The sequence below is a fragment of the Pseudomonas sp. SD17-1 genome (assembly GCF_029201585.1).
GTDB lineage: Bacteria > Pseudomonadota > Gammaproteobacteria > Pseudomonadales > Pseudomonadaceae > Aquipseudomonas > Aquipseudomonas palmensis.
On sequence record NZ_CP104044.1, the window covers coordinates 2,131,383 to 2,143,645 of the forward strand.

Consider the following 12,263-nt stretch of genomic DNA (forward strand, 5'->3'; position numbering starts at 1 on the left):
GGATTGCTGCTTATTATCCGGTCTCCCGGGAAAGGAGATACCGATGCACGAACAACAACCGGCACCTGCCTGCGACGACATGGCGGATGTACTGATCATCGGGGGTGGCCTGAGCGGCGCCTTGTTGGCGGCGCAATTGCTGCGTCGCCCCGGACGCCGGCGCCTGCTGGTGGTCGAGCCGCGTGGGGAGCTGGGGCGTGGCGAAGCCTACAGCGCTACCGAAAACGGTCATACCCTCAATGGCAATGCGGCGCGCATGAGCGTCGATCCGGACAATCCCGATGACCTGACCCACTGGCTGCAACAGCAGATCGATGCCGGGCAGTGGCCCGAATCCGCCGAGCAGGGCGTGCCGGTGGCCGAATTGTTCCCGCCGCGAGGTCTGTTCGGTCGCTATGCCCGCCAGCGTCTGGCAGAGGCCGAGCGTGTCGGCGCCAAGGCCGGCTCCACGCTGGAGCATGTGTGTACCGAGGTGGTTGACCTGCAGGTGCACGATGACAGGGTTCAGGCGCAATTGCAGGATGGGCGCCGGGTGCAGGCGCGCCAGGCGGTGCTGGCTACCGGCATGTTTGCCGCGGCGCGCACGGCGCAGGTGGGTGAGAACAGCCTCAACGCCGCAGCCATCGACCCCTGGGACGTGGCCGCCATGCGCACGATCGACCCGCAAGGCACAGTGTTGATCATCGGTTCCGGGCTGACCATGGTCGACACCCTGGTGTCGTTGCAACTGGCCGGGCATCGTGGGCCTGTCGAGGTATTCTCGCGCCACGGGTTGTGGCCCCACGAGCGCCGTCAGCCACCGCCCTGGGAGGATTTTCTCGAGGCGGACCCTTCGCTGCGCAGCCCGCGCCAGTTGCTGCGTGCGCTGCGCCGGCAATGCAGGCTGGCGTTGGCCCAGGGCATCGACTGGCAGGCCCCGCTGGACACTGTGCGGGTGCATATCCCCAGGCTGTGGAGCCAGGCCAGTGACCGCGAACGCCGCCAGTTCGTGCGCCATGTGCGGCCCTGGTGGGAAAGCCATCATCACCGTTCGCCGCCCCAGGGTGCAGCGCTGCTGGAGCGGTTGCGCCAGGAGGGGCGCCTGCATATTCATGCGGCCTCCCTGCAGAGGGTCGAACCGGCTACCGGAGCCGGGGTGGGGGTGCGTCTGCGGTTTCGCGGCGAGGCCCAGGCGACGCGGGTTGAGGGTGCCGCACTGGTCAACTCCACCGGTATCGAATATGACTGGCGGCGCGTGGCACGCCCGCTACCGCAAGCGTTGTTGCAGCGCAGGCTGATCCGGCCAGGGCCGCTGGCCCTTGGAATTGATGCCGACCCGCAGGGCGCAGTGGTCGATGCCGATGGCGCGGTCAGTACGCGCCTGTTTGCGATGGGCCCGCCGCTGCGTGGCCTGTGGTGGGAAAGTACTGCCGTCACCGATGTGGCGTTGCAGGCCAAGGGATTGGCTGCTCGTCTGACGCGGGAGCCTGAGTCATCACCGTAATGATATTTTTGTTATATAAATATGAAAATTGATAATTAATTGTTCTATGCGTGTTCGTGCACTATAGATGCACGACTACTCCACGCATTCAGGAAGCGCCTGGCCATGACCACACTCCCGCTGTATTTCGACTACGCCGCCACGACACCCGTCGACGAGCGAGTCATTCAGGTAATGGTGGAGTGTCTGGGGGTATCCGGGCGTTTTGGCAATCCGGCTTCCAGCTCCCATCGGTATGGTCAGCAGGCACGCCTGGCGGTCGAGCAGGCACGGTCCCAGGTCGCCGGCCTGGTAGGGGCGCGGGCCGACGAGATCATCTGGACGTCGGGTGCCACCGAATCCAACAACCTGGCCCTCAAAGGGCTGGCTCAGGGCCGCACAGGTGGGCATGTCATCACCAGCCGCATCGAGCACAAAGCCGTGCTCGATACTGCCCGACAGCTCGAGCTGGCAGGCATCGAGGTGACGTGGCTGAGCCCCGATGCCCAGGGGTTGATCACTGAACAGGCGGTATCGGCGGCGCTGCGTGACGACACCTTTCTGGTATCGCTGATGCTGGTCAACAATGAACTGGGCACCCTGAACGATGTGCAGGCCATCGGCGAGCGGGTGCGCCGCCACGGCGCATTGCTGCATGTGGATGCCGCCCAGGGGGCAGGCAAGGTGCCTATCGACCTGTCACGCTGGCCGGTGGACCTGATGTCGTTTTCGGCGCACAAGGTGTATGGGCCCAAAGGGATCGGTGCGCTCTACGTCGGCAAGCGCGCCGCGCCGCTGCTGCAGGCACAGATTCACGGTGGCGGGCACGAGAACGGATTGCGCTCGGGCACCCTGGCCACTCACCAGATTGCCGCCATGGGCGCTGCCTTCGCACTGGCCGGGCAGGTGCAGCAGCAGGAAGTTGCACGTATGCACCGGTTGCGTGAGCGGCTGCTGGAGCAGTTGGCCGATATTCCCGGCCTGGGGCTCAACGGCAGCCCTGTCCAGCGCATCCCTCATACGTTGAGCCTGACCTTTGGCGGTGACGGTATCGATCTGCAGGCGCTGGCCCGTACGCTGGCGTTTTCCTCGACGTCGGCCTGCAATTCGGCCAGCAGTGCGCCTTCGCATGTGCTGCTGGCGCTTGGGCATGACGAGCGTGCGGCACGGCAGACGTTGCGTCTGAGCCTGGGGCGCTATACCCGCGAAGAGGATATCGACGCCGCTGCCGGTGCCATCCACGCAGCGTTACACAATGTGCCTTTCTGGGCGGTTGCCCACGGTTGAGTGCTGCTTCATTATCGTCCACCAGAACATTGGTCGCGGTGGTGGCACAACATAATGAACAGTCAGCCTGGAATGCAGGAAGCAGTAACCGCGCGCGTGGCGCGCATGCGTGCAGTGATGAACCGCGAAGGGGTCGATGCACTGCTGGTGCCCTCGGCAGACCCGCACCTGTCCGAATACCTTCCAGGCTACTGGCAGGGGCGCCAATGGCTGTCCGGGTTTCATGGCTCGGTGGGTACGCTGGTGCTGACGGCCGATTTTGCCGGGCTGTGGGCCGACAGTCGTTACTGGGAGCAGGCCGAAAAGGAGCTGGCGGGTAGCGGCATCGCGTTGATGAAGCTGATGCCGGGTCAGCCGGGGGCCCTTGACTGGCTGGCAGAGCAGGCGCCCGCAGGCGGCACGGTGGCAGTAGACGGTGCGGTGATGCAACTGGCGTCGGCGCGGCAGCTGCAAGATCGCCTCAGGGTGCGCAATGTGCGCCTGCTCAGTGACAGGGACCTGCTGGCACAGGTGTGGCTGGAGCGGCCTGCGTTGCCAGGCAGCCCGGTTTACCAGCACCTGCCGCCGCACGCGAGCGTCAGCCGTGCCGACAAGCTGGCGCAACTGCGCACAACGCTCAAGGAGCGCGGCGCAGATTGGCATTTCATTGCGACGCTGGATGACATCGCTTGGCTGTTCAACCTGCGTGGCAGCGACGTTTCATACAACCCGGTATTCGTTTCCTTCGCATTGATCGGTCAGCATCAGGCCATTCTGTTCGTGGCATCGAGCAAGGTCGACAGCGCTGTGCGCGAGGCACTTGAGTCTGACGGGGTGCAACTGCGCGAGTATGAAGCAGTGGGCAGCGCGCTGGCAGGCATCGAGGCGGGCAGTGTCCTGCTGGTAGATCCGGCACGGGTGACCAGCGGGTTGCTGGCCAACCTCGGTGCCCAGGTGCAACTGCTCGAAGGCATCAATCCAAGCGTTCTGTCCAAGTCGAGAAAGAGCGAGGCGGACCTCGTTCATATCAGGCAGGTGATGGAACAGGATGGTGCGGCGTTGTGCGAGTTCTTCGCGGACTTCGAAGCCGCACTGGGGCATTCGACCCTTACCGAGGTCAGTGTTGACACCTTGCTCGGCGCAGCCCGGGCTCGACGTCCCGGTCATGTGTCCCCAAGCTTTGCCACCATTGCCGCCTTCAACAGCAATGGGGCCATGCCGCATTACCGCGCCACCGACGCCTCGCATGCGCTCATCGAAGGTGATGGGCTGTTGTTGATCGATTCAGGTGGGCAGTACCTGGGAGGGACCACCGACATTACCCGTATGGTGCCCATCGGCACGCCAAGCCTGGAACAGAAGCTGGATTGCACGCGGGTGCTCAAGGGCATGATTGCACTATCCAGGGCGCGTTTTCCGCGGGGCATTGCCTCGCCTTTGCTCGATGCGATTGCCCGAGCACCGTTATGGGCCGAGCATGTGGATTACGGGCATGGCACCGGCCACGGCGTCGGCTACTTCATGAACGTGCACGAAGGGCCACAGGTGATCGCCTATCAGGCCTCGCCTGCGCCGCACACAGCCATGCAGGCCGGCATGATCACCTCCATCGAGCCGGGCACCTATCGGCCTGGGCAGTGGGGCGTGCGCATCGAGAACCTGGTGTTCACCCGGGATTCGGGCAAGAGTGGGTTTGGTGACTTTCTTGAATTCGAAACGCTGACCTTGTGCCCTATCGACACACGATGCCTGTTGCCTGAGCAACTGGGCAGCGAAGAACGCGAATGGCTCAATGATTACCACCGCACGGTGCGTGAACGGCTTTCGCCACTGCTGGCAGGTGCTGCTCTGCACTGGCTGGAACAAAGAACCGAAGCTGTCTGATCGGGCACATGAAAAAGGGCAACCTGCGGGTTGCCCTTTTTCGTTACTTGCAGATGACGATCATGCTTCGGCTGGTGTAGCCGGCGGGGTTGAGACCGAAGGGGTAGTCCCCTGGCTCGTCTTCGCCATCGCCAGACTTGGCGACGACTTTGTAGCCTTTGGTGCCGCAGGAACTGGCGGCCTTGGCGTAGCACTTGTTCCATGAAGACGACAGGCCCGAGCAGTTGATGTGCATGCCCTTCTTGCCGTGTTTGACCTCAGTTTTGGCGTTCGCCGCACAGCCAGCAATGGCCAGAATGGCTAGGATGAGCAAAATTCGTTTCATTCCTGTCCTTACAAAGAGTGTCGGGTCTGCAAGCCCGAGACGGTTACCTGCGCCTCTTCCTGATGCCTCTCGCGTCCTTGTCTTAAGTTAAAACTTCAAGCAGTGCATTGAATTACAGCTTAAACAGGGTGCCATGGCGACACAATGACAAAAACAGGTTCAAATGGAAATATTTCTCAAATCAGTCGGCTGGGACCAGTGGTGGGCTTTCCCTGCGCATGGACAGTGTGGCACCCACCGAGGCAGCAATGATCGCGGCGATGGCCAGCCATTGCGCCATGCTCAACACTTCGTTGAGAAACAGTAGTCCCGACAATGCGCCGAATGCCGGTTCGATGCTCATCAGTGTGCCGAAGGTTCGGGCGGGCAGGCGTGTCAGGGCCACCATTTCCAGGCTGTACGGCAATGCTGTCGACAGAATGGCTACGCCAATCGCCACGGGTAGCAGGGCAGGGTTGAGCAGGGCGCTGCCGGCATGAACGATGCCGATCGGCGCAACGAACAGTGCGGCAACCATGACGCCAAGTGCGGCGGTCTGAATGCCGTGCTCGGCCCCGGCTTTCTGCCCATATAGAATGTAGAGTGCCCAGCACACGCCGGCGCCCAGTGCGTAGCCGGCGCCTACCAGGTCGATGGCCGCCCCGGTCTGCCCGATGGGTATCAGCAGCAACAGGCCGACCACTGCCAGCCCGATCCATACGAAATCCATGGCCCTGCGCGATGCGTACAATGCCACGGCCAGCGGGCCGGTGAACTCCAGGGCAACGGCGATACCCAGCGGGACACTGCGCAAGGACATATAAAAGAGAAAGTTCATGCCGCCCAATGCCAGCCCATAGATGATGACCGACTTGAGGGTGCTGGAGGTGAAGCGCGCGCGCCAGGGGCGCAGCAGCACCAGCATGATGAGGCTGGCGAAAATCAGGCGCAGCGTTGTGGTGCCTTGCGCACCTACCAGCGGGAACATGCTTTTTGCCAGCGAGGCGCCGGACTGGATGGATGCCATTGCAATTAGCAGCAGGCCAATGGGGAAGAGGCTGGAGGCCAGGCTGCGGGGGTGGGTGTTCATTGTTGGAGTTGCTTCCTTATATAGAGAGAGGCGTGTGGCCTGGCGTCTATGATGCGCAAGGAGGCGAAGATGAGCAATATAGTGCGCAACTTTCTTTGTTCATCGCATATCGCCAATTAACCCTTGACGCACGATTTAATTTCTCTATAATTCGCCCCACTTCCGGCGCAGTCGGAACGAAAAACTCCTTGAATATCAACGAGTTGGACGTTTCAGGTCAGGCTGGAGGTGCTTCGATCGAAAGATCGGCAGCGGTGAAAAAGGTGGTTGACAGCAGGTTGTAACGCTGTAGAATTCGCCTCCCGCTACGAGAGATCGAAGCGAGTCAAGTGTTTGAAGTGAAACGAAAAACTTCAAAATAAACGCTTGACAGACTCTGAGGAAAGCGTAGAATGCGCGCCTCGGTTGAGACGAAAAGTTCTTGACTAACCGCTCTTTAACAATTGAATCAAGCAATTCGTGTGGGTGCTTGTGAGCTCAGACTGATAGTCAGAAAGATTATCAGCATCACAAGTGACTGCACGAAAATCGAAAGATTTGAAAGTAAGTCATTTGAGAATGCTGAGCCAAGTTTAGGGTTTTCTCAAAACCCAAGCAGTATTGAACTGAAGAGTTTGATCATGGCTCAGATTGAACGCTGGCGGCAGGCCTAACACATGCAAGTCGAGCGGATGAGAAGAGCTTGCTCTTCGATTCAGCGGCGGACGGGTGAGTAATACCTAGGAATCTGCCTGGTAGTGGGGGACAACGTTTCGAAAGGAACGCTAATACCGCATACGTCCTACGGGAGAAAGCAGGGGACCTTCGGGCCTTGCGCTATCAGATGAGCCTAGGTCGGATTAGCTAGTTGGTGAGGTAATGGCTCACCAAGGCTACGATCCGTAACTGGTCTGAGAGGATGATCAGTCACACTGGAACTGAGACACGGTCCAGACTCCTACGGGAGGCAGCAGTGGGGAATATTGGACAATGGGCGAAAGCCTGATCCAGCCATGCCGCGTGTGTGAAGAAGGTCTTCGGATTGTAAAGCACTTTAAGTTGGGAGGAAGGGCAGTAAGCGAATACCTTGCTGTTTTGACGTTACCGACAGAATAAGCACCGGCTAACTCTGTGCCAGCAGCCGCGGTAATACAGAGGGTGCAAGCGTTAATCGGAATTACTGGGCGTAAAGCGCGCGTAGGTGGTTCGTTAAGTTGGATGTGAAATCCCCGGGCTCAACCTGGGAACTGCATCCAAAACTGGCGAGCTAGAGTAGGGCAGAGGGTGGTGGAATTTCCTGTGTAGCGGTGAAATGCGTAGATATAGGAAGGAACACCAGTGGCGAAGGCGACCACCTGGGCTCATACTGACACTGAGGTGCGAAAGCGTGGGGAGCAAACAGGATTAGATACCCTGGTAGTCCACGCCGTAAACGATGTCAACTAGCCGTTGGAATCCTTGAGATTTTAGTGGCGCAGCTAACGCATTAAGTTGACCGCCTGGGGAGTACGGCCGCAAGGTTAAAACTCAAATGAATTGACGGGGGCCCGCACAAGCGGTGGAGCATGTGGTTTAATTCGAAGCAACGCGAAGAACCTTACCAGGCCTTGACATCCAATGAACTTTCCAGAGATGGATTGGTGCCTTCGGGAACATTGAGACAGGTGCTGCATGGCTGTCGTCAGCTCGTGTCGTGAGATGTTGGGTTAAGTCCCGTAACGAGCGCAACCCTTGTCCTTAGTTACCAGCACGTTATGGTGGGCACTCTAAGGAGACTGCCGGTGACAAACCGGAGGAAGGTGGGGATGACGTCAAGTCATCATGGCCCTTACGGCCTGGGCTACACACGTGCTACAATGGTCGGTACAGAGGGTCGCCAAGCCGCGAGGTGGAGCTAATCTCACAAAACCGATCGTAGTCCGGATCGCAGTCTGCAACTCGACTGCGTGAAGTCGGAATCGCTAGTAATCGCGAATCAGAATGTCGCGGTGAATACGTTCCCGGGCCTTGTACACACCGCCCGTCACACCATGGGAGTGGGTTGCACCAGAAGTAGCTAGTCTAACCTTCGGGAGGACGGTTACCACGGTGTGATTCATGACTGGGGTGAAGTCGTAACAAGGTAGCCGTAGGGGAACCTGCGGCTGGATCACCTCCTTAATCGACGACATCAGCTGTCTCATAAGCTCCCACACGAATTGCTTGATTCATTGAAGAAGACGATTAGGTTAGCAACCTTCGATTGGGTCTGTAGCTCAGTTGGTTAGAGCGCACCCCTGATAAGGGTGAGGTCGGCAGTTCGAATCTGCCCAGACCCACCAATTTGCTGGGGCCATAGCTCAGCTGGGAGAGCGCCTGCCTTGCACGCAGGAGGTCAGCGGTTCGATCCCGCTTGGCTCCACCACCCCGCTTGCCAGTTTGTCAAAGCTTAGAAATGAATATTCGCGTCGAATATTGATTTCTGAACTTTATCAGAATCGTTCTTTAAAAATTTGGGTATGTGATAGAAAGATAGACTGGACAGCACTTTCACTGGTGTGTGTTCAGGCTAAGGTAAAATTTGTGAGTAATTACAAGTTTTCGGCGAATGTTGTCTTCACAGTATAACCAGATTGCTTGGGGTTATATGGTCAAGTGAAGAAGCGCATACGGTGGATGCCTTGGCAGTCAGAGGCGATGAAAGACGTGGTAGCCTGCGATAAGCTTCGGGGAGTCGGCAAACAGACTTTGATCCGGAGATCTCTGAATGGGGGAACCCACCTGGCATAAGTCAGGTATCTTGTACTGAATACATAGGTGCAAGAGGCGAACCAGGGGAACTGAAACATCTAAGTACCCTGAGGAAAAGAAATCAACCGAGATTCCCTTAGTAGTGGCGAGCGAACGGGGACTAGCCCTTAAGTGGCTTTGAGATTAGCGGAACGCTCTGGAAAGTGCGGCCATAGTGGGTGATAGCCCTGTACGCGAAAATCTCTTAGTCATGAAATCGAGTAGGACGGAGCACGAGAAACTTTGTCTGAATATGGGGGGACCATCCTCCAAGGCTAAATACTACTGACTGACCGATAGTGAACCAGTACCGTGAGGGAAAGGCGAAAAGAACCCCGGAGAGGGGAGTGAAATAGATCCTGAAACCGTATGCGTACAAGCAGTGGGAGCCTACTTTGTTAGGTGACTGCGTACCTTTTGTATAATGGGTCAGCGACTTATATTCAGTGGCGAGCTTAACCGAATAGGGGAGGCGTAGCGAAAGCGAGTCTTAATAGGGCGTTTAGTCGCTGGGTATAGACCCGAAACCGGGCGATCTATCCATGGGCAGGTTGAAGGTTAGGTAACACTGACTGGAGGACCGAACCGACTACCGTTGAAAAGTTAGCGGATGACCTGTGGATCGGAGTGAAAGGCTAATCAAGCTCGGAGATAGCTGGTTCTCCTCGAAAGCTATTTAGGTAGCGCCTCATGTATCACTGTAGGGGGTAGAGCACTGTTTCGGCTAGGGGGTCATCCCGACTTACCAAACCGATGCAAACTCCGAATACCTACAAGTGCCGAGCATGGGAGACACACGGCGGGTGCTAACGTCCGTCGTGAAAAGGGAAACAACCCAGACCGTCAGCTAAGGTCCCAAAGTTATGGTTAAGTGGGAAACGATGTGGGAAGGCTTAGACAGCTAGGAGGTTGGCTTAGAAGCAGCCACCCTTTAAAGAAAGCGTAATAGCTCACTAGTCGAGTCGGCCTGCGCGGAAGATGTAACGGGGCTCAAACCATACACCGAAGCTACGGGTATCACTTAGGTGATGCGGTAGAGGAGCGTTCTGTAAGCCTGTGAAGGTGAGTTGAGAAGCTTGCTGGAGGTATCAGAAGTGCGAATGCTGACATGAGTAACGACAATGGGAGTGAAAAACTCCCACGCCGAAAGACCAAGGTTTCCTGCGCAACGTTAATCGACGCAGGGTTAGTCGGTCCCTAAGGCGAGGCTGAAAAGCGTAGTCGATGGAAAACAGGTTAATATTCCTGTACTTCTGGTTATTGCGATGGAGGGACGGAGAAGGCTAGGCCAGCTTGGCGTTGGTTGTCCAAGTTTAAGGTGGTAGGCTGAGATCTTAGGTAAATCCGGGATCTTAAGGCCGAGAGCTGATGACGAGTTGCCATTAGGCGACGAAGTGGTTGATGCCATGCTTCCAAGAAAAGCTTCTAAGCTTCAGGTAACCAGGAACCGTACCCCAAACCGACACAGGTGGTTGGGTAGAGAATACCAAGGCGCTTGAGAGAACTCGGGTGAAGGAACTAGGCAAAATGGCACCGTAACTTCGGGAGAAGGTGCGCCGGTGAGGGTGAAGGACTTGCTCCGTAAGCTCATGCCGGTCGAAGATACCAGGCCGCTGCGACTGTTTATTAAAAACACAGCACTCTGCAAACACGAAAGTGGACGTATAGGGTGTGACGCCTGCCCGGTGCCGGAAGGTTAATTGATGGGGTTAGCTAACGCGAAGCTCTTGATCGAAGCCCCGGTAAACGGCGGCCGTAACTATAACGGTCCTAAGGTAGCGAAATTCCTTGTCGGGTAAGTTCCGACCTGCACGAATGGCGTAACGATGGCGGCGCTGTCTCCACCCGAGACTCAGTGAAATTGAAATCGCTGTGAAGATGCAGTGTATCCGCGGCTAGACGGAAAGACCCCGTGAACCTTTACTATAGCTTTGCACTGGACTTTGAATTTGCTTGTGTAGGATAGGTGGGAGGCTTTGAAGCGTGGACGCCAGTCTGCGTGGAGCCATCCTTGAAATACCACCCTGGCAACTTTGAGGTTCTAACTCAGGTCCGTTATCCGGATCGAGGACAGTGTATGGTGGGTAGTTTGACTGGGGCGGTCTCCTCCTAAAGAGTAACGGAGGAGTACGAAGGTGCGCTCAGACCGGTCGGAAATCGGTCGTAGAGTATAAAGGCAAAAGCGCGCTTGACTGCGAGACAGACACGTCGAGCAGGTACGAAAGTAGGTCTTAGTGATCCGGTGGTTCTGTATGGAAGGGCCATCGCTCAACGGATAAAAGGTACTCCGGGGATAACAGGCTGATACCGCCCAAGAGTTCATATCGACGGCGGTGTTTGGCACCTCGATGTCGGCTCATCACATCCTGGGGCTGAAGCCGGTCCCAAGGGTATGGCTGTTCGCCATTTAAAGTGGTACGCGAGCTGGGTTTAGAACGTCGTGAGACAGTTCGGTCCCTATCTGCCGTGGACGTTTGAGATTTGAGAGGGGCTGCTCCTAGTACGAGAGGACCGGAGTGGACGAACCTCTGGTGTTCCGGTTGTCACGCCAGTGGCATTGCCGGGTAGCTATGTTCGGAAGAGATAACCGCTGAAAGCATCTAAGCGGGAAACTTGCCTCAAGATGAGATCTCACTGGAGCCTTGAGCTCCCTGAAGGGCCGTCGAAGACTACGACGTTGATAGGTTGGGTGTGTAAGCGCTGTGAGGCGTTGAGCTAACCAATACTAATTGCCCGTGAGGCTTGACCATATAACACCCAAGCAATTTGCGTCGAACGACCAGATTGCGGTGTTGTGAAGACACAGTAAGCCGAAGATTTGTAGCTCACAAACATCACATACCCGATTCGCTGGAGTGTCTGAACAAGACCTTCTGGCAACAGAATTTCTTGACGACCATAGAGCATTGGAACCACCTGATCCCATCCCGAACTCAGTAGTGAAACGATGCATCGCCGATGGTAGTGTGGGGTTTCCCCATGTGAGAGTAGGTCATCGTCAAGATTAAATTCCGAAACCCCTATCTGCATCTGCAGGTAGGGGTTTTGTCTTTGTGGGCCGAAAGTTTCTTGCAAGGCGGGCATAAAAAAACCACCTTGGGAGGTGGTTTCAGACATGTCACTGTCAGCTCAGTCGCCGTAATACTCGCAGCCACTGGTGCAGGTCTCATGGATACGCACCTTGCTCAGTTCTGGCAGCAACGGCTTGACCTGGTCCCAGATCCATTTGGCAATCACTTCGCTGGTCGGGTTCTCCAGGCCAGGGATGTCATTGAGGTAGTTGTGGTCTAGCTGCTCGTACAGCGGCTTGAAAATCGCCTTGATCTCCGAGAAGTCGCGAATCCAGCCGGTATGCGGATCCAGCTGGCCGGTCAGGTGCAAGGCAACCTTGAAGGAGTGGCCGTGCAGGCGCCCGCATTTGTGCCCGGCGGGCACATTCGGCAAGCGGTGGGCCGATTCGAAGGTGAACTCTTTGAAAATTTCCACGGTATCTTAGAACTCTGAAAACC

The 12,263-nt window shown here is 57.1% G+C and carries 6 protein-coding genes, 2 tRNA genes and 3 rRNA genes; 8 read left to right on the plus strand and 3 right to left on the minus strand.

The features are described 5' to 3' along the window. Positions 1-43 precede the first annotated feature (43 nt). The 3 genes from N0B28_RS09565 (at position 44) to N0B28_RS09575 (ending at position 4,612) form a co-directional block, all read left to right on the plus strand. Positions 44-1,483 carry an FAD/NAD(P)-binding protein gene (locus N0B28_RS09565; protein ID WP_104571782.1) on the plus strand — a complete coding sequence of 480 codons (1,440 nt, stop codon included), beginning with the start codon at positions 44-46 and terminating at the stop codon, positions 1,481-1,483. A 105-nt stretch (positions 1,484-1,588) separates the two neighbouring features. Further along, complete coding sequence (locus N0B28_RS09570) at positions 1,589-2,749, plus strand: aminotransferase class V-fold PLP-dependent enzyme (RefSeq protein ID WP_078480526.1); 1,161 nt, start codon at positions 1,589-1,591, stop codon at positions 2,747-2,749. A gap of 54 nt (positions 2,750-2,803) precedes the next feature. Then, entirely contained in the window at positions 2,804-4,612 is a 1,809-nt protein-coding gene (locus tag N0B28_RS09575) for an aminopeptidase P family protein (protein ID WP_104571781.1), read from the plus strand. A gap of 43 nt (positions 4,613-4,655) precedes the next feature. On the opposite strand, the gene N0B28_RS09580 is transcribed toward N0B28_RS09575, so the two are convergent. Both N0B28_RS09580 and rhtA read right to left on the minus strand, forming a co-directional pair. After that, entirely contained in the window at positions 4,656-4,937 is a 282-nt protein-coding gene (locus N0B28_RS09580; protein WP_043859840.1) for a hypothetical protein, read from the minus strand. Positions 4,938-5,118: 181 nt separating this feature from the next. Next, positions 5,119-6,006 carry a threonine/homoserine exporter RhtA gene (gene rhtA, locus N0B28_RS09585; protein ID WP_275731592.1) on the minus strand — a complete coding sequence of 296 codons (888 nt, stop codon included), beginning with the start codon at positions 6,004-6,006 and terminating at the stop codon, positions 5,119-5,121. 602 nt (positions 6,007-6,608) lie between these two features. Between rhtA and N0B28_RS09590 the strand changes: the two genes are divergently transcribed. The 5 genes from N0B28_RS09590 (at position 6,609) to rrf (ending at position 11,758) form a co-directional block, all read left to right on the plus strand. After that, a 16S ribosomal RNA gene (locus N0B28_RS09590) occupies positions 6,609-8,145 on the plus strand. Between the two features lie 84 nt (positions 8,146-8,229). Then, positions 8,230-8,306 (plus strand) — tRNA-Ile (locus N0B28_RS09595). A gap of 7 nt (positions 8,307-8,313) precedes the next feature. Next, positions 8,314-8,389 (plus strand) — tRNA-Ala (locus tag N0B28_RS09600). 224 nt (positions 8,390-8,613) lie between these two features. Beyond that, positions 8,614-11,504 (plus strand): 23S ribosomal RNA (locus tag N0B28_RS09605). Between the two features lie 138 nt (positions 11,505-11,642). Further along, positions 11,643-11,758 (plus strand): 5S ribosomal RNA (rrf, locus tag N0B28_RS09610). Together the 16S, 23S and 5S rRNA genes with 2 tRNA genes alongside form the textbook arrangement of a ribosomal RNA operon. 125 nt (positions 11,759-11,883) lie before the next feature. Here rrf and queD read toward each other — a convergent pair. Next, the gene (gene queD, locus N0B28_RS09615; protein ID WP_043861143.1) at positions 11,884-12,240 is read right to left on the minus strand and encodes a 6-carboxytetrahydropterin synthase QueD; all 357 of its coding nucleotides are present in this window, start codon (positions 12,238-12,240) and stop codon (positions 11,884-11,886) included. Positions 12,241-12,263: the final 23 nt, after the last annotated feature.